Below are 21,977 nucleotides of genomic sequence, written 5' to 3' on the forward strand. Positions count from 1 at the left end.
TCGTGATCGGCCAAGCACGAAATGCCGGTCTTGCTATAGTATGGCGTATGTCCCACGCTGAATCAGAGCTGCGCACGATAAAGTTGCATTTGAAAGGAAATTTACGTGATACCGCGTTTACCTGCCGCAATGGGGATCAGTAAGTCAGACAAGGGGCTGGAAATCGCACCTTGGTTCAATCCGCTCGTTTCGAAAGCTGAAGGCTACAATGTCAAAATAGCAGACGTGCTGACCGCGCAAGAACTATTGGCGTCGGCGGAGAGAAATGACACAATTAACCCCGATAGTTACGGCCTTATCGAGGAGATAGACTTCGTCGGCAGCGCCACCGAGTTGGGTTCAGTTGTGCCAAAGGACGAACATGGCAGTTTTGATTATATATATAGTTCCCATAATTTTGAACATCTGCCGAATCCGATCAAATTTCTTCAGGCTTGTGAGGCGCTACTGAAGCCAGGGGGGCGCTTGATCATGATCGTGCCGGATGGGCGGTTATGTTTCGACCATTTCCGCCCCCCGACAACTACGTCAGAATGGCTTGAAGCCTACCGGGAAGATCGAAAGAAACCGACAGAAAAGCAGGTTTTTGACTCGCGTTACGTTCTCTCTCGCGAGACTTGCGGAGCGGTGTTCAAGCCTGTTAACCACAATACACCACCTGAACTTCACAGACTGCAATTTGATCCCACTGTTTTGTGGGAACAGTGGCAGCAAACAACGCCAGAGTCTCCTTATCAGGATGCTCATTGCACTGTGATGACACCCAGTTCACTGCGCTTGATGCTGCAAGACTGCCAATACCTGGGCTTGTCATCTTTGCAAATCGAAGACGTGCAGGAACCCATGGGTATCGAATTCATGGTCGTGATGCGTAAGCCAGCGCATGAAGTGCAGGTCATGATTGCCGAAGATTACGCAGATGTTCGGTTGGAGCTTTTGCACCGGGTCTGGAAGGATCAGGGCTGGCGTGAAACACGGTTTGGTTCAGTTCAAGGAAAGCATACGCCGCCTTCGGGTGGTAAACGATCTCAATTGAAGGGCTCAAGAATAGGTCGGATTCTAAGGGAGCTGAATTATCGGCGCCTTAAAAAAAGGCGTTCAAAACCATAGCGTTATCTTTCGACTCGTCAGGGTTTACGGGGATTCCGGTTTCTTGATCGGTTTAGTTGGTCGGGGTTATTCAATGAAAACCCTAACCAACTTTGAAGATAGATTGACACCCAGGTCACTCAGAATCCGGAGAAATGGCCTTGGTGAGGTTTTTGAGACGTTTACCGGGTCAGGGCCTCTTTGGCTGCGTTCTGCAACCAGGCCAGCATTTGGCGATAGGGGACCGGACCGTAGCTGATCCGCGCGACCCCGAGCTTTGCCAGAGTGGCCGTATCCGGCGTGCCGGGCAGAGCGATGATATTGACCGGCAACGTGGTGGATTCGCAAAGCCGGGCGATCAGGGCTTCGTTCTTTAGCCCGGGTGCAAAGAATCCACTGGCGCCTGCGTCAGCATAGGCATTGGCACGGGCAATGGCCTCATCCAGCATCGCGTCGTCATGGGTGTCCGCAGCGGCCTTCAGGAAGATATCTGTGCGCGCATTGACATAGGCGGGAATGCTTGCGCGCGCGCAAGCGTCGCACATCGCTTCAACGCGTTTGGCCTGAGTGGCGATATCGTAGAGACCGTCGCCACCTATGATCTGGTCTTCAAAGTTGAACCCGACAACACCGCAGTCCAGCGCGCGCCAAACGTTTTGCCCGATCCCTTGCGGGTCTTCGGCATAAGCACCCTCGAAATCCAGTGTTACCGGCAGATCAACCGCCGCAACGATACGACGTGCATTGTCCAACGCGGCCTCAAGTGGAATGTTCTGCCCGTCGCCATAGCCCTGCGCCATCGCAACAGGGGCACTGCCGGTCGCGATGGCCTGGGCACCGGCGTCCCGAACGGCGCCAGCGCTGCCAGCGTCCCAGATATTGAACAGAATGACAGGATCGCCCTTCTTGTGAAGGCTGGTAAAGGTCACGGCTTTCTGGGACTGGCTGGTCATCGGAACTCTCCTGTTGTCACGTATCCTACAGCTAACGCTGCGAAAATGACCCGGCCAGAGTTTTTGCACCCAGACAGGTCACTTTGAGGTGACGGCACAGGCACAGAATGCGTCAACTGCGCAAAGCACCTGTGACATCCACCGGTTTGAAACCAAGGTCTCAGGCTTCGCCCGCAGCGCCAGAGACGAATTTCGCGCTAAACGCAGATTCGCCCAGACGTTGCAGAAGGCTCAGCTGTGTCTCTAGCCAGGCTTTATGACCTTCTTCTTCCATCAGGATGCGTTCGAACAGTGTACGCGAACCAACATCACCAACTTCGGCCGCCTGTTGCGCTGCATTGGTGTAGAAGTCGACGGCCTCACTCTCGTCTTTGAGATCAGACACGAACATTTCTTCCAGTGTGCCCGCTGCGGCCGGGCTTTTCTGAAACGCAAGCTCGGGGGTTCCACCCAGAAACAGGATACGTTCGATAAAGGCGTCAGAATGCACCAGCTCTTCCTGCATCTCGCCCCGCATTTTCTCGGCCAGAATATCAAGGCCCCAGTCGTCCAGTACGTGCGCGTGCAACTGGTATTGGTGCGCGGCAGTAAGCTCCATATGAAGCGCTTGCTGAAGGTTGGTGATCGTTGTTGCGTTGCTCATCGGAAATCTCCTGAAACCGTGAAATGCAAAAGCAGAAAACCTGCCTCTCCACACAGTTAAGAGGTCAGTCCGCACGAAACAACGTGGGGTGACAGTCCGACACAGTCAGAGATTAGACTAGGCGCGAGGTGTCTTTTGCGGCCCGCACAAATTCGCGAAACAGCGGATGTGGGTCAAACGGCTTGGACTTCAGTTCCGGGTGGTACTGAACGCCGATGAACCAAGGATGATCCGCCCATTCCACGATTTCGGGCAGACGACCGTCCGGGGACATGCCCGAAAACTTCAGGCCCGCTTTTTCAAGCTTGTCGCGATACTTGATGTCCACTTCATAGCGGTGGCGGTGCCGTTCCTCGATCTGCGTGCCGCCATAAACCTCGGACACTTTGGATCCATCCGCCAATACTGCGTTGTAAGCCCCAAGGCGCATTGTGCCGCCCTTGTCGTCGCCGACCTTGCGCTCGACCTTGTGGTTGCCCTGTACCCACTCCTTGAGGTGATAGACCACCGGTTCAAACCGTTTCTTCCCGGCCTCATGGTCGAATTCCTCGGACCCGGCTTCGGCGATTCCCGCAGCGTTCCGCGCAGCCTCGATCACCGCCATCTGCATGCCAAGACAAATGCCCAGATAGGGAACCTTGTGCTCGCGCGCATATTGTGCCGCCTTGATCTTGCCTTCGGTGCCACGCTCGCCAAACCCACCGGGGACGAGGATGGCGTGGAAGCCTTCCAGATACGGGGCCGCGTCTTCGGTATCGAAAACCTCGGCATCCACCCACTCGATCTTGACCTTCACGCGGTTGGCCATACCGCCATGGGTCAGCGCCTCAGCAATCGACTTATAGGCGTCTTCAAGCTGCGTATATTTGCCAACAATTGCCACTTTCACTTCGCCTTCGGCGTTGTGGATGCGGTCGCTCACATCTTCCCATTTGGCCAGATCGGGCTTGGGGGCGGGGCTGATCTGGAACGCGTCCAGAACCGCCTGATCCAGACCTTCGCGGTGATAGGCCAGCGGGGCGTCGTAGATGGTCGACAGGTCCTGCGCTGCGATCACGCTGTCCGGACGCACGTTACAGAACAGGGCCAGTTTTTCCCGTTCCTTGGTCGGGATCGGCCCTTCGGACCGGCAGACCAGAATATCGGGGGCCAGACCGATCGAACGCAGTTCTTTCACCGAGTGCTGGGTCGGCTTGGTTTTCAACTCACCCGACGCTTTGATGTAGGGCAGCAACGTCAGATGCATAAAGATACACTGGCCGCGCGGTTTGTCCTGACTGAACTGACGGATGGCTTCAAAGAAGGGCAGGCCTTCGATATCGCCCACAGTGCCGCCAATCTCACACAGCATGAAATCAACCTCATCCTCGCCGATGGCGATGAAATCCTTGATCTCATTTGTGACGTGCGGGATCACCTGAATGGTCTTGCCAAGGTAATCGCCACGGCGTTCTTTCTCGAGCACGTTCGAATAGATCCGCCCGGAACTGACCGAGTCGGTCTTGCGTGCCGCGACTCCGGTGAACCGTTCGTAGTGGCCAAGGTCCAGATCGGTCTCGGCACCATCATCGGTGACAAACACTTCGCCATGCTCAAAGGGCGACATCGTACCGGGATCGACGTTCAGATAGGGGTCCAGCTTGCGCAGACGCACCGAATAACCGCGGGCTTGCAACAATGCGCCCAATGCTGCCGAAGCCAGCCCTTTGCCCAAGGACGAAACCACACCACCGGTGATGAAAATAAAACGTGCCATAGTTTTTCGGCTGCTCCCGTGAGACGTCAAAATCAGCTGCCCGACGGTTCCGAAAAACCGCTGCATCACGGGACTTCACATATAAAGGATTCGCGCCAAAAGCGCAAGAGAACCGCAAGATGCTGTTGCAGTCCTCTTTCAGGTTTCTAGGTTTTGTGGATCAATCCGCCTGTGGGATCAGTGGCGCGTTGTCGTCCTGCGCCGGCGGCAGAAGATCATCAACCGACGGAATCGCCGGTGTGCTTTCTTCTGTCGAAGCTGGCGCTGGAACACCCAGACGATCGATTACCGAGCTGCCCGAAGATTTCTGAGCCGCAAGAATGGTCAGCGTGATCGAGGTGACGATGAAACAGGCCGCCAGAATCCAAGTCACCTTGCCCAATGCCGTCGCTGCTGCGCGACCAGCCATGGCACCGCCACCACCCATACCCAGGCCGCCGCCTTCGGACCGCTGCATCAGGACAACGGCGATCAGGCCCAGAGCCAGAAGAAGATGGATGATGAGAACGACGTTTTCCATGGTGGTCCTGTACAGCGTGGCGTGTATCGCGTGGTACTTATGCAAGTTTGCCAGCGGGGGCAAGTCAGGAGTTGGCATCAACTTCTTTGATGTATCCCATCACGTCAAAGGGACTGGACAGTGTGTCGATTTGTGACGCAGGCTGCGGCCATGCCACATGACGATCACGACCACCCGCATGCCCTGTTGCCACCTGAACCCGCATTGCGCGTCAAAGCGCTCGAGACGATTCTGACCCGCAAAGGGCTGATCGATCCGGCGGCTCTGGATGAGATTATCGACACTTATCAGAACAGGATCGGGCCGCAAAACGGCGCGCGCGTCGTTGCCAAAGCCTGGAGCGACCCTGCCTTCAAAGCTGCCCTGCTTGAAGACGCCACTCCGGTCGTGGCCGACCTTGGCTATTATGGCCGCCAGGGTGAACATATGGTGGTGGTTGAGAACACACCCGACCGGCATAATATGGTCGTCTGCACGCTGTGCAGCTGTTACCCCTGGCCGCTGCTGGGCATACCGCCCGGATGGTACAAATCCGACGCCTACCGCGCCCGCGCAGTGCGAGAACCGCGCAAGGTGCTGGCCGAATTCGGCGTCACCTTGCCCCAAGACACATCTGTACGGGTTTGGGATTCGACAGCCGAGGTTCGCTATCTCGTCTTGCCCATGCGCCCTGTAGGCACAGACGGGATGAGCGAAGAGGGGCTTGCCGCGCTTGTGACGCGCGACAGCATGATTGGCACGGGCCTTCCAAGGGTGCCCGCATGACCCGCGTTCACGATATGGGAGGACGTTTCGGTGACGGTCCGATAAACCCCGAGACAGAGGATGCGCCGGTCTTTGCCGAAGACTGGCACGCCCGCGCTCTTGCGGTGACACTTGCATCCGGTTTTCTGGGGCAGTGGAACATCGACGTTTCGCGCCACGCGCGCGAACGCCTGTCCCCGAGGGATTACGCCCGGTTTTCGTATTATGAAAAATGGATATCCGGTCTGGCCGATCTGCTGGTCGAAAAGGGTGTTCTGACATTGGATGATCTGCGTGGCGTGAGCGGCGACGAACCGCACCCCTTGGCGGACAGAGCGCTCAAGGCGGAAGCGGTGTCCGCTTCGCTGGCCAAAGGCGGGCCTGCGGACAGGCCTTCCAATGTCGTGGCGCTGTATTCTGTGGGGCAAGAGGTTGTCACGGTCCGACCGGCGGCAAATCGCCTCGTGGATGGAGGTCACACGCGCCTGCCTGTCTATGCATCCGGTGCCAGGGGCCGAATCCTGCGCCTGCACGGAACCCATGTTCTGCCCGATTCCAATGCGCATGGGTTGGGTGAGGCGCCAGAGCCGATTTATGCAGTGGTCTTTGCGGCATCAGAACTCTGGGCCGCCCCCGAACATCCCGCCGACCAGGTGGTTCTGGACCTCTGGCAAAGCTACCTGCAACCGGCATGAACGACTGTATCACATACGGAGCCCCCGAGCCGGTTTTTGCTGAGCCGTGGCACGCTCAGGTCTTTGCCGTCACCGTCGCGCTGAACGAGGCCGGGCGGTTCGAATGGGCGGATTGGGCGGCGCGTTTTTCAGCGACATTGAAACGCAACGGGCTTGCCCGGGAACTGGATGGCGGTGACGATTACTTCCACGCATGGCTGGAAACGCTTGAGGCATTGCTGGTCGAACAGGGCGCTGCCATGCCGAAGGATGTGCTTGATCTGCATAAGGCCTGGGAAGAGGCTTACCTGACCACTCCGCACGGACAACCTGTCCACTTGCGATGACAGGGTAGGGGGCTCTGCCCCCGCCGCCCGTTCCGGGCGCCTCCCCCGGGATATTTAAAGCCAGATGAAGCAGGGGATCCGCTCTTCATCTGGCTTTAAATATCCCCGCCGGAGGCATCGCGCGCCTGCGCGATTTTCCTCTGCGGCGAAATATCGGTTTCCCTGCCGTTTTTGCCCCGCTATATGAGCCGGGTTTGATCACTCAGCACGAAAAGGACCGGATATGGCCAACGTGGTTGTTGTCGGCGCCCAATGGGGCGACGAAGGAAAAGGCAAGATTGTCGACTGGCTCAGCGAAAGGGCGGACGTAATCGCGCGTTTTCAGGGCGGTCACAATGCCGGTCATACGCTGGTGATAGACGGCGAGGTCTATAAGCTGCACGCGCTTCCTTCGGGTGTGGTACGCGGCGGCAAGTTGAGCGTTATTGGCAATGGGGTGGTTCTGGACCCCTGGCATCTGGTCAATGAGATCGCAACCATCCGGGCGCAGGGTGTTGAGATTACGCCCGACACGCTGATGATTGCCGAAAACACGCCGTTGATTCTGCCGATCCACGGCGAGTTGGATCGTGCGCGCGAGGAAGCTGCGAGCAAAGGCACCAAGATCGGAACAACCGGTCGTGGAATTGGCCCGGCCTATGAAGACAAGGTTGGGCGGCGTTCCGTTCGCGTTGCCGATCTGGCGGACGAAGCCACGCTGGAGGCCCGCGTGGACCGCGCATTGCAACATCACGATCCGTTGCGCAAGGGTCTGGGTATCGAACCGGTTGACCGCGACGCGCTAATTGCCCAGCTCAAAGAGATCGCGCAACAAATTCTGCCGTTTGCAGCACCTGTCTGGAAAGTGCTGAACGAAAAGCGCAAAGCCGGGAAACGCATCCTGTTTGAAGGGGCGCAGGGCGCGCTGCTGGATATCGATTTTGGCACCTATCCCTTTGTGACGTCGTCAAATGTGATTGCGGGGCAGGCGGCAACCGGCGTTGGAATCGGTCCGGGCTCGATCAATTTCGTGCTTGGCATTGTTAAGGCCTATACCACCCGCGTTGGAGAAGGGCCGTTCCCGACCGAGTTGGAAGACGCAGACGGTCAGCGTCTGGGTGAACGCGGGCACGAATTCGGCACGACAACAGGCCGCAAGCGCCGCTGCGGCTGGTTCGACGCCTGTCTAGTGCGCCAGACCTGCGCCACCAGCGGCGTGAACGGTATCTCGCTGACCAAGCTGGATGTTCTGGACGGGTTTGAGACCCTTAAGATCTGCACCGGGTATGAGCTGGATGGCGAGCGTTTGGATTACCTTCCAACCGCAGCTGATCAGCAAGCCCGCTGTACCCCGATTTATGAAGAAATGCCGGGGTGGAGCGAATCGACCGAAGGCGCGCGCAGCTGGGCGGATTTACCTGCAAATGCGATCAAATATGTACGTCGGGTCGAAGAACTGATCGAATGCCCGGTGGCACTTTTGTCCACCAGCCCGGAGCGGGATGACACCATTCTGGTGACAGACCCCTTTGCCGACTGATGAGCGAAAAACAGAAGACAAGGTTGAGTTACAAGGCACGCCGGCGCTGGTCGCTGGTGATCCTTGTGCTTGGCCTTCCGCTGTACATCATCGCTGTTGTGACGATCGTGAACTTGCTGGGGCGTCCTCCGATCTGGATTGAGTTGCTGGTTTATATTGTGCTGGGCATCCTTTGGGCCCTGCCGTTCAAGTTTGTGTTTCGCGGCGTCGGTAAAGAAGACCCCGATCAGCCCTAGAGCTCGTCAGGTACGTGTAAATGACCGGGCCTGCTGAGCACCGCGCAGGAAACGCGTGGTTCTCGGCAGTAAGGTGCTGGCTGTCTGGTTTCAGTCGAAACGCTTGGGCTTTGTCATTCAGGGCAGGCGTATGGTCCAATGGCAAAAAAGCAAAAAGGCCGGGGATAGACCCGGCCTTGCTTGGAAACCTTGTGGCGTGATCAGCCTACGGCACGCTCGTCATCGGGGCGAAAACCGATCAGGTTGGACGCCGCGAAACGCCCGCCTCCGGCTTTCTCGATCTTGCCATCGCGCAGCAACTGTCCAAAAGAACGCAGGCTTTCTTCGCGATTGAACTCGTCCTGTTTCAGTGAACGCACCTTGTTCATCAGCTGTGGGCGCGAAAACTGCTCCTGACCTTCGATGAAGGACAGATATGCGGCAGCCGCTTCCAGAAGATCAGGCAGCGATTGCGCACCCTGTTCCTGTGCAAACTGTGCGAAACCGCCTTCCTCCGATCCGGTTGCGTCCTGGTCTGCGGTGACACGACGTGGCGAGACCGGGCTTGCGGATGTTCCGTGTTCATCCACCCGCTGCTCGGCCACCAGCTTGAGCGGCGCCGGAGCTTCCGGTGCCGGACGCATGCTGGTTACCTTGATTTCGGGTCGCCGTGGGCTGACCACGGATGCCAGATCGCCGCGGTAATCCCGGTCGGCCGCCTCTTCCGAGCGTGCCTGACCGTCGCGGTCGGCTTCGGTGGCTGCGACGGCGGTGCGCAGGTGCGAATAGGTTTCGCGCGCATCGCTGCTGCTGGGGTCATCCATATGCTCACCGGTCTTTGCCATCAGGCGCGACATATCCTGATCGGGATCCGCATCGTCCGCCAGTTTTTGGCTCGAACGACCGGACAGGTGCTGTTCGATCTCGGAAATTTCGGTCAGCAGGTGCATTTCGTCTTCTGCCGTCAAAACACCCTGCGTCAGGTCTTCCTCGACCGGTTCATCGTCGGATTCAATTGCTACGTCTTCTACGTTGAGGATGTTGGGGGCATCCTCTTCGTCGAAATCGTCTTCGGCAACGTCTTCAAGATTAGCCAACAGAGGCTCGGCGGCGGTCTGATCCGCCACCGGCGCGTCTTCGATCTCGTCGATTTGCAGGGGCTGGGGGGTCAGGGGCGCCTGCAGGTCAACGTCTTCTTCGATCTGAGTTTCCGCAACTTCGGGAATCAGCGCATCAGCTGTCTCAGCCGCTTGCGGTTCTTCAGCTTCTTGATCCTGCATCTCGTCAATCGCAGGTGCCGCAGGCACTTCGGTTTCCTGGGCTTCAGGCTCTGTGGGCTCGGCAAAGTCTTCCGCGCTGAGCGCACCGGCCTCAAACGCGGCGGCCACTGCATCTACCGGGGGGGCGGTATTGGCCAACAGCGGTGAGTCTTCGTCTTCGGAATACTCGGCCGCGGGCACATCGGAATGAGAGACGACTGCGCGAATGCGTTGCAGTTTCGCCGCGATGCTGTCAGCGGCCGGGGGTGGGGTGTCCGCGACAGGTTCCGCTTCGGCGAACCCGGTCTGCGCAGGGGCCGGTTGTGGCTGAACGTGAGCGGGAGTTTCGGCAACATTGATCGTGGCCGTGTGCGGGGCCGACTCTTCAGCAGCGACAGGGGTTTCGGTTGTCTGAGTGGCGCGCAGCAACAGGCCGGATTCGTTCTGACGGGCTTCGACGCGCTGCGACGCATCGCGCCGGGCGATGCGGGTCAGCATTTCGGCATCAGGTTGCGGGGGTTCCGAGCCGAAGTAACGATCATCCGCTGCGAGATCGCGGAAATATTCGGCGATGGCTTTCATCGTTTCAAAGGAATCATCGAATCCTTCCAAAGTGCAGGAGAAGGTTCCATATGAAACGGTTAGTACCTTGTTATTCTGTACCATCAGACGCACGTCCTTTACAAACTACGAGAGCCCACTTACCCGGAATCGGGAGCACACGAAGGCTCTGAACTTTATGCATGAACCTATCATTTTGTGGTCTTAATGTGTCCAAATCCGGGAAAAATGGCCAATCTTAGGGAAATCGAGCCAATTGTACGCTCTGCCGATCCAATTGGGCTGTTCGGAGGGGGATTTATCGGATCTGGAGACCTGAATCTGGTGCTGAATCGCGTCAATTCGGTCGTTGCCGCCGATGGCGGAGCGGACGTTTTGACAGAATCAGGCCGGATTCCCGATGCGGTGATTGGTGACTTCGATTCGCTGAGCAAAGCGACGCAAGCGAAAATTCCCGCGGATCGCCTGTTTGCCATCCGCGAACAGGACAGCACCGATTTCGACAAGGCTCTTCGCAATCTGCACGCTCCGCTGGTTCTTGGGGCCGGGTTTCTTGGCGGGCGACTTGATCATCAACTGGCCGTTCTGAACGTTCTGGTCCGGCGGCAGGATCAGGCCTGCATATTGCTGGGCGAACGTGAACTGGTTTTTCACGCGCCGCCAGAGATCAAGCTGCCGGTTGCACCCGGCGATGTGGTCTCGCTGTTTCCGATGCAGCCCGTGACGGGGCGCAGTACCGGGCTGGAATGGCCGATTGACGATCTGGCTTTTCGACCGGACGGGCAGGTGGGAACATCCAACCGCGCATTGGCGCCTGTCGAGCTCAAGATGGATGGGCCGGGCCTGTTGGTGATGATCCCGCGCGCAGCGCTTGATCCGCTTATGCAGGTGTTTCTGTCGGGGCGGACCGGGCGCTGGCCCGCTCGCGCAGAATGACATACAGGCCTGCGGCAATGGTTATGACAATGCCAACCGCAGCCAATCCATCGGGCAGATCGCTGAAAATCACCCATCCGATCAGGGTTGCAACCGGGATTTCCAGATACTGCATCGGGGCCAGTGTGGCAGAGGGTGCATAGCGCAGCGACCACGTCATCAGCAGATGCGCGACCGTACCCAACACCCCGATCGCAATCAGCAGCCAGTTCAAATCGCTGGACGGCAGGGTCATCGAGAGCTCCTGAATGTTCATTTGCGTGCCAATCAGAAGGACCGGAGCCAGAAGGACTGTCGCAAATACGCCGGACACAGCCTGCAGCGACACCGGGTCGGTCTCTTTCGCGACTTGCCGGGTGACCAGCATGAACAAGGCAAAGACTACGGCAACGATCAGTGGCAGCAACGCAGGTGCGCCCACCTCGGCAAAGCTGGGTTGAATGACCAGTAACGTGCCAATGAACCCGACGATGCAGGCAGCAAGACGGCGGGAACCGACCTCTTCCTCCAGAACATATTTGCCCAGCAGCAGCATGATGAATGGCATGACGAAGGCAATTGCAACGGCATCCGCCAATGGCAGGAATTGCAGCGCGCTGAACATGGCCGAAATGCCGATGATATGCAGCAGCGTCCGTAGCAGGGTCAACCGCAGGATGCGTCCGCGCATCCGCCAGGGTCGCCCGGTCACCGCAACCAGCGGGATCAGGATCACCGCTTGCACCGCGAAACGGACCATGACCAGCAGACCCAGCGGTGTGGTCTCGCCCAACAGCTTCGCCATCGCATCCCCCAAGGGCGCGAGCACGCAAAAACCAAGCATCAAAAAGATGCCAAAGACGGGTCTGTCCTGAGTCATGAGCGCGACGCTAACTGTTTCGCGACGCAGAGGGAAGCGCTGTTGTCAGCGGTCGGGCAGGGGCTGAACCTTGGTGTAATCCGGCCCGTTGCAGGTAGGCAAACCATCCTCCAATTTCAGCCATTTCAGCTTTTCTTCATGCGCGACATGCAACGTTGGTTCCAGCGCTTCAGGAGCGCCCAGCGTCGCGACATATAGGTGCACCACATCCGACATGGCGGTTGAACGGAAGGACATCGGCGTGCCGCAATGCGGGCAGAAGCTGCGCTCGACACCGGGAGAGGAGTTAAAGCGCTTGGGCTCTTCACCGATCCACCGCCAATGACCATCGCGAACTCCGAAATACGATGTCATCGGCGCTGCGCATTGGCGACGGCAACTGTCGCAATGGCAGGTGACGCATGAAAGTACCGGAGGGTCGACCTCAAACCGGATATTGCCGCACAGACAATGCCCACGCATGTCGCCCCTCGCTTTCTGTTTCAACAGTTCGGTACGTTCACAGCCAGACCACCCAGCGAGGTTTCCTTGTATTTCTCATGCATGTCATGGCCGGTTTGGCGCATCGTCTCAATCACCGCGTCCAGCGGCACGAAATGCTGACCGTCCCCGCGCAAGGCCAGTGAGGCGGCTGAAACTGCTTTGATAGCGCCTAACCCGTTTCGTTCGATACAAGGAACCTGAACCAGTCCGGCAACGGGGTCGCAGGTCATGCCCAGATGATGTTCCAGCGCGATTTCGGCGGCATTTTCCACCTGTTCGGGCGTTCCACCCATCACGGCGCAAAGCCCGGCTGCCGCCATGGCGGCGGCGCTGCCAACTTCGGCCTGGCATCCCGCTTCGGCACCCGAGATTGAGGCGTTGTACTTCACCAACCCGCCAATGGCCGCTGCGGTCAGCAGGAAATCCTCGATATGGCTTTCGGACGCGCCCGGTAAGTGGTCCAGATAGTAGCGCAGAACAGCGGGCAGAACACCTGCGGCCCCGTTGGTTGGCGCAGTGACAACTTGCCCGCCCGCCGCGTTTTCCTCGTTGACCGCCATGGCATAGACGCTCATCCAGTCGTTGATCGTGTGCGGCGCGGTCAGGTTCATGCCGCGCTCGGCCATCAGCGCATCATAGATGCCTTTCGCGCGGCGGCGCACTTTCAACCCGCCCGGAAGGATGCCGTCAGTGGTCAAGCCACGTTCGATACAGGCATTCATGACGTCCCACAAACGGGCCGAGCCTTTCGCGAAACTGTCGGCGCAGCCCCGCGCGATCTCGTTTGCGCGCTTCATCCCGGCTATGGTCTTGCCACTGGATTTGGCCATCTCAAGCATTTCTGCGGCGGATTTGAACGGGAACGGGACCGGGTCGCCTTCATCGGTGGCTTTCCCCGCAGCCAATTCTTCCTCGGTCAGGACAAAGCCGCCGCCGATCGAATAGAACACCTGCCGCAGGATCACATCGCCCTGTGCGTCGGTGGCCATCAGGATCATCCCGTTAGCGTGCCCGGGCAAATTGTTGTCGTAGTCAAAGATCAGATCCGCCTTGGGATCGAAATGAAGCGTCGGCAGGCCTTCGGGCGTGACGGTGTGCGTGCGTGCGATATCGGCCAGCGCTGCCTCGGCCTTTTCGTTGTCATAGGTGTCGGGGACAAAGCCCGCCAGACCCAGAATGGTCGCCCGATCGGTCGCGTGGCCGACGCCGGTGAAGGCCAGCGAGCCGTGCAGTGATCCTTTCAGACCCATAAATTCAAAGGGGGACGCGCGCATCATGTCCAGAAAGCGCGCCGCAGCCACCATCGGGCCCATTGTGTGCGATGAAGACGGGCCAATGCCCACTTTGAACATATCGAAGACAGATAGGAACATATCAGATAGCCGAGCCTTCCGGGGGATTAGCGTAAGTAGGGGATGTGAAGGGTGTAACGCCCAAACCTTCCGCAGCGATTGCCGAACGGGTGGCGGGGCATGTCTCAACGTGCAGAAGCACTTTCTGCAGATGCGGCGTGTCGGCCAGTTGATACCAGCTGCGGTCAGCACTTACAGGGTACAGGGCCATCCAGCGCATCATGCAGGCAACATAATAGGTCAGAACCGATGGGACACCTGCGCGAAACCACTCAGGCCCGCGTTGCGCCAGCGCATCCAGCAACCGCAGGTGCTGCAGCAACCGGGGTCGGATGCCCGCGCGCAGCGTGTCGGCCTGTGAGGCGTCTATGTATTTTTCAGCGTAGAACAGGATGCGCAGATCCGCATGCAACGTGTTGGACGCGAAGAACAGCCATTTCAGAAATCCGGCGCGTTCAGGATCATCCACCGCCGGGGCCAGTTGACCATGGCGCTCCGTCAGCCAAAGCAGGATCGCCGCAGTTTCAAAAATCGGGCCCTGCGGCGTTTCCAGAACCGGGATCAGCCCGTTGGGATTAAGCGACCGATACGCGTCGCTGTCCTGCTCGTTCTGGCGGCGGTCCACCAGCACGGTTTCATAAGCCACGCCTATCTCGTCCAGCGCCAGCCGGATCACCAGCGAGGCGTTGTCAGGGGCATAATGCAGGCGGTACGGCGTCAACATGCGCGCAACTTACAGCGCAAAGATGTGGGTGTAAGACATGATTGCGACTTTTCCGACAGGAAACGCGTAGTCCTGAGACATCTTAACACCTGTCGGATCGCAAAATGGGGTCGCAGTCGTCTGACGCATTCCCTATAACTCCGTCAGAATAAACTGGGAAAGCTGCCATGACCAGAGATCTGTCGCCAATCGACACCGCGAAATACGTTGCCGCGTACCGTGCCGCCGACATGGTTGAAGACGGGATGCGCGTGGGCCTTGGCACAGGATCGACAGCCGCCTGGCTGGTGCGCCGTCTGGGTGAACGGGTGCGCGAAGACGGCCTGCGGATCAAGGGTGTTCCAACCTCGACCCGCACGGCGCAGCTTGCCCGCGAGGTTGGTATTGACGTCATTTCACTGGATCAGGCCGGTTGGCTGGACATGACCATCGACGGCGCGGATGAGTTCGATCAGGACCTGAACCTGATCAAGGGGGGCGGCGGTGCGCATCTGCAGGAAAAGATTGTGGCCACGGCCAGCGACCAGATGATCGTCATCGCCGATGCAGGCAAAGAAGTTGAAACTCTGGGGGCCTTTCCGCTGCCTGTCGAGGTCATTCCCTTTGGCTGGCAGACAACACGCACATTGATCGAGGAAGCTCTGGATACGATGGATGTGCTTGGGACATCCTCGGCGCTGCGCATGAATGGCGAGGCCCCGTTTGTGACCGATGAGGGCAACCACATCCTTGACCTGCACCTCAAGCGCATCGGCAACCCACGCCAGATGGCGCTGATCCTGAACCAGGTGCCCGGTGTTGTGGAAAATGGCCTGTTCATCGACATCTGCGACAAGGTCGTGATCGGCCATGGCGATGGCCGGGTCGAGCTGCGTGATATCAACGCGGGCACGGTCGAACTGGATCAGCTGCTCAGCGGGTCGTGCGATAACCTGTTTTCCGATTTTTCGGACTGAGTATCGTGCAGGTCCCTTCGGCAAGTGGCCATGAAAGTTCGAATTTTCCGCGCCGGGGGTTGGCACAGGGTTTTTTACGCCCAGATATCCAGAGAATTTTGAAAGTTGAATGAAGGAACCCGGCATGAGCTTTGACTATGATCTTTTTGTCATCGGCGGAGGTTCGGGCGGGGTCCGCGCGGCGCGTGTTGCGGCGGGCGAAACCGGTGCCAAGGTCGCGCTGGCCGAAGAAGACCGGTATGGCGGCACCTGTGTGATCCGGGGCTGCGTGCCAAAGAAGCTGATGGTCTTTGCCAGCGAATACTCGGGCATGGTCGGGGATGCGCAGGCCTATGGCTGGGACATTCAGCCCGGCGCGTTCAACTGGAACACTTTCCACGGCAAGCTGGTGGCCGAGCTTGATCGGTTGGAAGGGATATATCGCAATATCCTGAAGAACAACGGCGTCGAAAGCTTTGACCAGCGTGCGCGCCTTGTGGATGCCCACACGGTCGAGCTGGACGACGGAACCCGCAAAACGGCCAAACACATTCTGGTCGCCACCGGCGGTCGCCCGGTTGTTCCGGATTTCCCGGGCTCGGAACTGGCGATTACGTCGAACGAGATATTCCACCTGGACAAGCTGCCTGAAAGCATCCTGATCGTAGGGGGCGGTTATATCGCCTGTGAATTTGCCGGGATCATGAACGGGCTGGGGGTCAAGACGACTCAGTTCTATCGCGGCGCACAGATCCTTCGGGGGTTTGATGACGAGGCGCGTGGACTGATCAGCGAAGAAATGTGCCAGAACGGCATCGACTTGCATCTGGGCACCAATGTGATCGAGATGAAAAAGCAGGGCGACAAGATCTGGGTCAAGGCCACCAACGGCTCCGAGCAGAGTTTTGATGTGGTGATGTATGCCACAGGCCGTGCGCCGAATGCCGATAACCTTGGGCTGGAGGCTTTGGGCGTTGAACGCGGCCGGAAGGGCGAGATCATCGTGGATGAATACAGCCAGACCGCCGTGCCCTCGATCTTTGCCATTGGCGATGTGACCGACCGGGTGAACCTGACACCGGTTGCGATCCGCGAGGGGATGGCTTTTGTGGAAACCGTATTCAAAGGCAATCCGACACCGGTGGATCACGACTTGATCCCGACTGCGATCTTCACTCAGCCTGAGATGGGTACCGTAGGTCTAAGCGAAGAAGAGGCGGCAGCGCAGGAACCAATCGAGGTCTATGCCACATCTTTCAAGCCGATGCAGAAATCTTTTGCTGGCGGCACGCAGCGGGTGCTGATGAAACTCATCGTCTCTCAGGCGACGCGCAAGGTGTTGGGTTGCCATATTGTCGCCCCCGGTGCCGGCGAGATGATCCAGCTGGCGGGAATCGCCGTAAAGATGGGCGCGACCAAGGAAGATTTTGACCGCACGGTTGCAGTTCACCCGGTCATGGCCGAAGAACTGGTGACAATGCGGCAACCTGTGCGCACGGCTTGATTTGCAAGCGCGCGCACACACGTTACAAGGGAACCCGTGATCACACGGTCCAAAACGAAGGAAAAGATACTTATGGCGGGCAACAGCGGCGGCCCCTGGGGGGGCGGAGGCTCATCCGGTGGCGGAGGAAATCGGGGTAACAACGGGGACGGGCGCAAGCCCCCCGAAAGCGATGGCCCGCATATCCCCGAGATTGACGAACTGATGAAAAAAGGCCAGGAGCAACTGCGCGTCCTCATGGGCGGTCGTGGTGGCGGTGGCCGTGGTACCAATGGCTCGGGTGGCGGTGGTGGCCCGGCCTTTACCAAAGGTACAATTGCAATCGGTTTGGTGGCGGCAGCCGTGTTGTGGGGGCTTGCCAGCTTCTACACCGTCAAACCGGAAGAAAAGTCGGTTGAGCTGTTTCTGGGTGAATTCTCGGCCGTCGGTAATCCGGGTCTGAACTTTGCCCCGTGGCCGTTCGTGACTGCCGAGGTCATTGCGGTGACCCGCGAACAGAACGAAGATATGGGCGGCGGAAGCGGCAGCTCAGGTGAACTGATGCTGACCGGCGACGAAAACGTGGTCGACATCGACTATCAGGTCGTCTGGAACATCAATGACCCGGCCAAGTACCTGTTCAACCTGCGTGATCCTCGTCAGACAATCCGAGCTGTATCTGAATCAGCGATGCGTGAGATCATTGCGCAAAGCGAACTGGCACCGATCCTGAACAGGGATCGTGGCGTAATCGCTGACCGTCTGCAGGAACTGATTCAGGATACGATGGACAGCTACGATTCGGGCGTGAACATCGTCCGTGTGAACTTTGACAAGGCCGACCCGCCGCAGGACGTGATTGCGGCATTCCGTGATGTTCAGGCGGCCGCGCAAGAGCGTGACCGTCTGCAGAACGTCGCTGACGCCTATGCCAACCGGGTACTCGCCGAAGCGCGCGGTGAAGCCGCACAGATTTTGGAAGAGGCTGAAGGGTATCGTGCCCAACAGATCAACAGCGCTCAGGGTGAGGCCAGCCGCTTTAGCGCGGTTCTGAAAGAGTATTCCAAGGCACCGGACGTGACCCGCAAGCGTTTGTATCTGGAACGGATGGAACAGATTTTGGGTGACGTCGATAAGATCATTCTGGACCCGAGCTCGAGTGGGCAAGGGCAGGGTGTTGTGCCGTATCTGCCGCTCAACGAGCTGCGCCGAAGCCCTGCAGGGGAGAGCAACTGATGCGTAAGACGACATTTATTCTGCCGATCGTTTTCATCGCGATAGTCGGCGTGCTGTCCTCGATCTTCATCGTGGACGAGCGTGAACGCGCGCTGGTTCTTCAATTTGGCCGCGTTGTCGCGGTCAAGGAAGAGCCGGGTCTGGCCTTCAAGATTCCGCTTATTCAGGAGGTGGTTCGTTACGATGACCGAATCTTGTCGATTGACGTGCACCCGCTCGAGGTCACGCCGCTGGATGACCGCCGTCTGGTCGTTGACGCCTTTGCACGTTACCGAATTTCCGATCTGAACCAGTTCCGTCAGGCGGTTGGTGTTGGCGGTATCCCGGTTGCCGAGGATCGACTGGATCGCATCTTGCGCGCCGAAACCCGTGAAGTTCTGGGTTCGGTGTCCTCACGCGATATCCTGAGTTCCGACCGTGCCGCGCTGATGCTGCGTATCCGTAACAGTGCTATTGCCGAAGCGCGCGCGCTGGGCGTCACCGTAATTGACGTGCGCCTGAAAGCTACCGACCTGCCGCAAGCCAACCTTGAAGCCACGTTCGACCGAATGAAGGCCGAGCGTGAACGCGAAGCGACCGATGAACGCGCTCGCGGTAACGAGGCTGCGCAGCGTGTCCGTGCGCAGGCCGACCGAACTGTGGTTGAACTAGTGTCGGATGCGCGTCGTGAGGCTGAAATCACCCGCGGTGAGGCCGACGCCGAACGCAACGCGATCTTTGCTGAAGCCTACAGTGCCGATCCGGAGTTCTTTGAGTTTTACCGCTCACTGACGGCCTATGAGAATGCGCTGCAAGGCGGTAATAGCTCGATGGTGTTGAGCCCGGATTCCGAGTTCTTCAATTACCTTGGGTCTCCTACAGGGCGGCCTGTGCCAGCGGCTCCGGCCTCTGAATGATGGGTATGATCCTTCTGGCCTTCGGGCTGGTACTGATTGTCGAGGGGCTGGCCTATGCGCTGGCCCCTTCGCTTATCGAGCGGATGCTGGAGGCGCTGCGCGCCATGCCCGTACAGGGCCAGCGACTGGCTGGGTTGCTTTGTGTTGTCAGCGGTTTGATCCTGCTCTGGGGGGCATATCAACTGGGCTTTTGACGGGGCGGTTTCACGTGCGGGTGATTTCCCTGCGATCCCGAGTTGCTCACCGGGTTAAACTGACTACATTGGAAACTAAGAAAGGCCGAAACAGGCCTTGGCAAGATTGTCGACAAGGAGAGCTCAAGTGCAGGCGAAAGCGCGCAGTTTATCCGTCCGGTGGGACGACGTGAGTGTTTGGATGCGGCTGTTGTGGCTGGCCTTTGCCGGTACGCTGCTTGTGCTGGCGCAGTCGGTTTCCGCTCAGGCCAGAGGCGAAAGCCTGGCGCCCTTGGCCGAAAAGATCAGCCCGGCCGTGGTGAACATCACCACAAGCACCCTGATCGAAGGTCAGACAGGTCCGCAGGGTATCGTGCCCGAGGGGTCTCCGTTCGAGGATTTCTTTCGCGAGTTTCAGGATCGCAACGGCGGCAATGACAACAGCCCGCCTCGACGTAGCAACGCCCTTGGGTCGGGTTTTGTGATCTCTGAAGATGGCTACATTGTCACCAACAATCACGTCATTGCGGAAGCTGATGAAATCCTTGTGGAATTCTTCCCCGGCGACGGGCAGCCCAAAAAAGAACTGGTGGCCAAGGTCATCGGAACCGATGAGAAAACCGATATCGCGCTGCTCAAGGTCGAGGCGTCCGGCCCCTTGAAATACGTGCAATTTGGCGACAGCGACGTGGCGCGTGTGGGTGACTGGGTTATTGCCATGGGCAACCCGCTGGGCCAGGGCTTTTCTGTATCCGCTGGTATCGTATCGGCCCGCAACCGGGCGCTCAGCGGATCTTATGACGATTACATCCAGACAGATGCGGCGATCAACCGGGGCAACTCGGGTGGTCCGTTGTTCAACATGGACGGCGAAGTGATCGGCGTGAACACCGCGATCCTGTCGCCAAACGGTGGCTCGATCGGTATCGGCTTTTCGATGGCGTCGAACGTGGTGGTAAAGGTCGTCGATCAGCTGCGCGAATTTGGCGAAACCCGGCGCGGCTGGCTGGGCGTCCGCATTCAGGACGTGACCGAGGATATGGCCGAGGCGATGGGGCTGGAAAAACCCGGCGGCGCGCTGATCAGCGATGTTCCGGAAGGCCCCGCCCAAGAGGCCGGTCTGAAAGCGGGCGACGTGATCATCAGCTTTGACGGTGTCGAAGTTGAAGACACCCGTGGTCTGGTCCGTCAGGTCGGTGAAACAGAAGTCGGCAAAGCCGTACGGGTCATTGTGCATCGCGATGGCGGCACGCAGACAGTTCTGGTCACGCTGGGGCGCCGTGAGGACGCAGAAAGCAAAGAAGATGACGAAGAAGAAACGCAGGATGCTCCGGTCGAAGAAAACGCAGATATTCTCGGGCTGACCATCTCCCCGCTCACAGATACGCTGCGCGCGGATATGGGATTGGATGCAGATGCCGAAGGTCTGGTGATTTCGAATGTCGATGAAGCGTCTGAGGCCTACGCGAAAGGGCTGCGCGCGGGTGACCTGATCACGGAAGCGGGTCAGCAGAAAGTGGAAACCATCGCGGACCTGGAAGCTAGAATGGACCAGTCGCGAGAGGCTGGGCGGAAATCTCTGCTGCTTTTGGTCCGCAGGGGGGGCGAGCCGCGATTTGTGGCGCTGAGCCTGGAAGAGTGATTGGAAAAGGCCGGGACAAGCGCCCGGCCTTTTTCATTGCCTGAACACCTGAAGAGGCATGCAGAAAGAAAATGAGCCATACGCAGTAATTGCGTATGGCTCAGATACAGGGAGAGATCAGTGGACAGATATCGGGGATGATTCTCTGACCTCCTACGGTAACAACTTCACCTTAGGTCAACACGGACCCCTTCGTATGTGAACCAGATCACACTGGTTCAGATAAGTTCGGAATCGGCCAGTTCCCGCAAAGCATCGAAATCCTGAATCAGCAATCCGCCGCGCGAGGATTCGACAATATTGTCGCGTTTCCAGATCGAGATTGTCTTGGAAACGGCCTCGCGCGTAGCCCCGACAAATTCGGCAAGTTCGCTCTGCGACAGGGTGATGCGCTGCGTCGGGTCGTCCTGCAATTCCGACAGATGCAGCAGCTTTCGGGCCAGTCGAATGGGCATGGGCAAAAAGACCTGCTCGTTCAGCTGCAACCCCATCCATCGCATCCGCAGCCCGGCCAACCGGATCAGATCCACGGCAAGGTCAGGCTGTTTTCTGATCTGGTTCATGACGTCATTGCGACGCACACGCAGGACGCGCGATGGCTCGGCCGCGGCAATAGTCGCCGTGCGCGGGCCGTTGTCAAACAGTGCGATTTCGCCAAAGACTTCGCCAGGGCGCATCAGGGTCAGCGTCAGCTTTCGACCGCTCATGGCCAGAAAGGACACTTCAAGCGTGCCTGCCAGAATGGCATAGAGCGAATCCCCTTCATCGCCCTGTTCGAAAAGAGTTTCTCCTTGAGCCAGCGAGATGTCGGTCGCCTGCGCCGAAAGCATCTCTCTAAGCCCGTCGGAGGCCTCCGAAAGGAAGCCGCTGGTGGGAAAGGCCGTCATGTATACACCGATCTTGGGCAAGGTGTGAGTGTGGGTGGTGATACAACTTCCCATAGCTCGGCGGCTAAGCCAAGAATTTTGTTTGTTTTTG

At 58.4% G+C, this 21,977-nt stretch carries 23 protein-coding genes; 13 read left to right on the top strand and 10 right to left on the bottom strand.

Annotation, left to right across the window (positions count from 1 at the left end):
- Positions 1–105: 105 nt before the first annotated feature.
- Positions 106–1,110, top strand: coding sequence for a methyltransferase domain-containing protein (locus tag AC2FLO_RS09800; protein ID WP_496752948.1), 1,005 nt, complete (start codon positions 106–108; stop codon positions 1,108–1,110).
- Positions 1,111–1,271: 161 nt separating this feature from the next.
- Here the strand turns inward: AC2FLO_RS09800 and AC2FLO_RS09805 are convergent, their stop codons facing one another.
- The 4 genes from AC2FLO_RS09805 to secG all read right to left on the bottom strand — a co-directional run bounded on the left by AC2FLO_RS09805 (position 1,272) and on the right by secG (position 4,961).
- Positions 1,272–2,042 (bottom strand): isocitrate lyase/PEP mutase family protein, encoded by a 771-nt coding sequence (locus AC2FLO_RS09805; RefSeq protein WP_496752947.1) that lies wholly within the window; start codon positions 2,040–2,042, stop codon positions 1,272–1,274.
- 160 nt (positions 2,043–2,202) lie between these two features.
- Complete coding sequence (locus AC2FLO_RS09810; RefSeq protein WP_496752946.1) at positions 2,203–2,685, bottom strand: bacterioferritin; 483 nt, start codon at positions 2,683–2,685, stop codon at positions 2,203–2,205.
- Between the two features lie 112 nt (positions 2,686–2,797).
- Positions 2,798–4,441: a CTP synthase gene (gene pyrG / locus AC2FLO_RS09815; protein ID WP_267365949.1), complete on the bottom strand. Its 1,644-nt coding sequence runs from the start codon at positions 4,439–4,441 to the stop codon at positions 2,798–2,800.
- Between the two features lie 160 nt (positions 4,442–4,601).
- Positions 4,602–4,961, bottom strand: a complete 360-nt coding sequence (secG, locus tag AC2FLO_RS09820) for a preprotein translocase subunit SecG (protein WP_267365950.1) — start codon at positions 4,959–4,961, stop codon at positions 4,602–4,604.
- 150 nt (positions 4,962–5,111) lie between these two features.
- Between secG and nthA the strand changes: the two genes are divergently transcribed.
- The 5 genes from nthA to AC2FLO_RS09845 all read left to right on the top strand — a co-directional run bounded on the left by nthA (position 5,112) and on the right by AC2FLO_RS09845 (position 8,481).
- Positions 5,112–5,726, top strand: coding sequence for a nitrile hydratase subunit alpha (gene nthA / locus AC2FLO_RS09825; RefSeq protein WP_480481542.1), 615 nt, complete (start codon positions 5,112–5,114; stop codon positions 5,724–5,726).
- Positions 5,723–6,400, top strand: a complete 678-nt coding sequence (gene nthB / locus AC2FLO_RS09830; RefSeq protein ID WP_496752945.1) for a nitrile hydratase subunit beta — start codon at positions 5,723–5,725, stop codon at positions 6,398–6,400. The genes nthA and nthB overlap by 4 nt, the downstream gene beginning before the upstream one ends.
- Complete coding sequence (locus tag AC2FLO_RS09835) at positions 6,397–6,726, top strand: nitrile hydratase accessory protein (protein WP_496752944.1); 330 nt, start codon at positions 6,397–6,399, stop codon at positions 6,724–6,726. The genes nthB and AC2FLO_RS09835 overlap by 4 nt, the downstream gene beginning before the upstream one ends.
- Positions 6,727–6,949: 223 nt before the next feature.
- Complete coding sequence (locus AC2FLO_RS09840) at positions 6,950–8,245, top strand: adenylosuccinate synthase (RefSeq protein ID WP_209504287.1); 1,296 nt, start codon at positions 6,950–6,952, stop codon at positions 8,243–8,245.
- On the top strand, positions 8,245–8,481 hold the full coding sequence (locus tag AC2FLO_RS09845) for a DUF2842 domain-containing protein (RefSeq protein WP_496752943.1): 237 nt from the start codon (positions 8,245–8,247) through the stop codon (positions 8,479–8,481). Before AC2FLO_RS09840 ends, AC2FLO_RS09845 begins: the two co-directional genes overlap by 1 nt.
- A 200-nt stretch (positions 8,482–8,681) precedes the next feature.
- Here AC2FLO_RS09845 and AC2FLO_RS09850 read toward each other — a convergent pair whose 3' ends face one another.
- Positions 8,682–10,385 carry a hypothetical protein gene (locus AC2FLO_RS09850; RefSeq protein ID WP_496806705.1) on the bottom strand — a complete coding sequence of 568 codons (1,704 nt, stop codon included), beginning with the start codon at positions 10,383–10,385 and terminating at the stop codon, positions 8,682–8,684.
- A 123-nt stretch (positions 10,386–10,508) separates the two neighbouring features.
- Here AC2FLO_RS09850 and AC2FLO_RS09855 point away from each other — a divergent pair, with 123 nt between their 5' ends.
- Positions 10,509–11,216, top strand: a complete 708-nt coding sequence (locus AC2FLO_RS09855) for a thiamine diphosphokinase (RefSeq protein WP_480583555.1) — start codon at positions 10,509–10,511, stop codon at positions 11,214–11,216.
- On the opposite strand, the gene AC2FLO_RS09860 is transcribed toward AC2FLO_RS09855, so the two are convergent.
- The 4 genes from AC2FLO_RS09860 to AC2FLO_RS09875 are packed head-to-tail and all read right to left on the bottom strand — an operon-like array spanning position 11,161 to position 14,634.
- Positions 11,161–12,075, bottom strand: a complete 915-nt coding sequence (locus AC2FLO_RS09860; RefSeq protein ID WP_496752941.1) for a DMT family transporter — start codon at positions 12,073–12,075, stop codon at positions 11,161–11,163. The genes AC2FLO_RS09855 and AC2FLO_RS09860 overlap by 56 nt on opposite strands.
- Before the next feature lie 45 nt (positions 12,076–12,120).
- Positions 12,121–12,537, bottom strand: a complete 417-nt coding sequence (locus AC2FLO_RS09865) for a GFA family protein (protein ID WP_496752940.1) — start codon at positions 12,535–12,537, stop codon at positions 12,121–12,123.
- Positions 12,538–12,557: 20 nt separating this feature from the next.
- On the bottom strand, positions 12,558–13,931 hold the full coding sequence (locus AC2FLO_RS09870) for an L-serine ammonia-lyase (RefSeq protein WP_496811671.1): 1,374 nt from the start codon (positions 13,929–13,931) through the stop codon (positions 12,558–12,560).
- A 1-nt stretch (position 13,932) separates the two neighbouring features.
- Positions 13,933–14,634, bottom strand: a complete 702-nt coding sequence (locus AC2FLO_RS09875; RefSeq protein ID WP_496752938.1) for a glutathione S-transferase family protein — start codon at positions 14,632–14,634, stop codon at positions 13,933–13,935.
- A gap of 167 nt (positions 14,635–14,801) precedes the next feature.
- Here AC2FLO_RS09875 and rpiA point away from each other — a divergent pair, with 167 nt between their 5' ends.
- The 6 genes from rpiA to AC2FLO_RS09905 all read left to right on the top strand — a co-directional run bounded on the left by rpiA (position 14,802) and on the right by AC2FLO_RS09905 (position 20,999).
- The gene (gene rpiA / locus AC2FLO_RS09880; protein WP_480583566.1) at positions 14,802–15,590 is read left to right on the top strand and encodes a ribose-5-phosphate isomerase RpiA; all 789 of its coding nucleotides are present in this window, start codon (positions 14,802–14,804) and stop codon (positions 15,588–15,590) included.
- Positions 15,591–15,714: 124 nt separating this feature from the next.
- Positions 15,715–17,073 (top strand): glutathione-disulfide reductase, encoded by a 1,359-nt coding sequence (gene gor, locus AC2FLO_RS09885; protein ID WP_496752973.1) that lies wholly within the window; start codon positions 15,715–15,717, stop codon positions 17,071–17,073.
- A 72-nt stretch (positions 17,074–17,145) separates the two neighbouring features.
- A complete protein-coding gene (gene hflK / locus AC2FLO_RS09890) occupies positions 17,146–18,288 on the top strand; it encodes an FtsH protease activity modulator HflK (RefSeq protein ID WP_496752972.1) in 1,143 nt (380 codons plus the stop codon).
- Complete coding sequence (gene hflC / locus AC2FLO_RS09895; RefSeq protein ID WP_496752937.1) at positions 18,288–19,184, top strand: protease modulator HflC; 897 nt, start codon at positions 18,288–18,290, stop codon at positions 19,182–19,184. The genes hflK and hflC overlap by 1 nt, the downstream gene beginning before the upstream one ends.
- Positions 19,184–19,378, top strand: a complete 195-nt coding sequence (locus AC2FLO_RS09900) for a DUF2065 domain-containing protein (RefSeq protein ID WP_496752971.1) — start codon at positions 19,184–19,186, stop codon at positions 19,376–19,378. The genes hflC and AC2FLO_RS09900 overlap by 1 nt, the downstream gene beginning before the upstream one ends.
- Before the next feature lie 127 nt (positions 19,379–19,505).
- Entirely contained in the window at positions 19,506–20,999 is a 1,494-nt protein-coding gene (locus tag AC2FLO_RS09905; protein ID WP_496752936.1) for a DegQ family serine endoprotease, read from the top strand.
- A gap of 218 nt (positions 21,000–21,217) precedes the next feature.
- Here AC2FLO_RS09905 and AC2FLO_RS09910 read toward each other — a convergent pair whose 3' ends face one another.
- Positions 21,218–21,886 carry a Crp/Fnr family transcriptional regulator gene (locus AC2FLO_RS09910; RefSeq protein WP_209504274.1) on the bottom strand — a complete coding sequence of 223 codons (669 nt, stop codon included), beginning with the start codon at positions 21,884–21,886 and terminating at the stop codon, positions 21,218–21,220.
- Positions 21,887–21,977 lie beyond the last annotated feature (91 nt).

Source organism: Ruegeria sp. TASC047 (assembly GCF_059612445.1).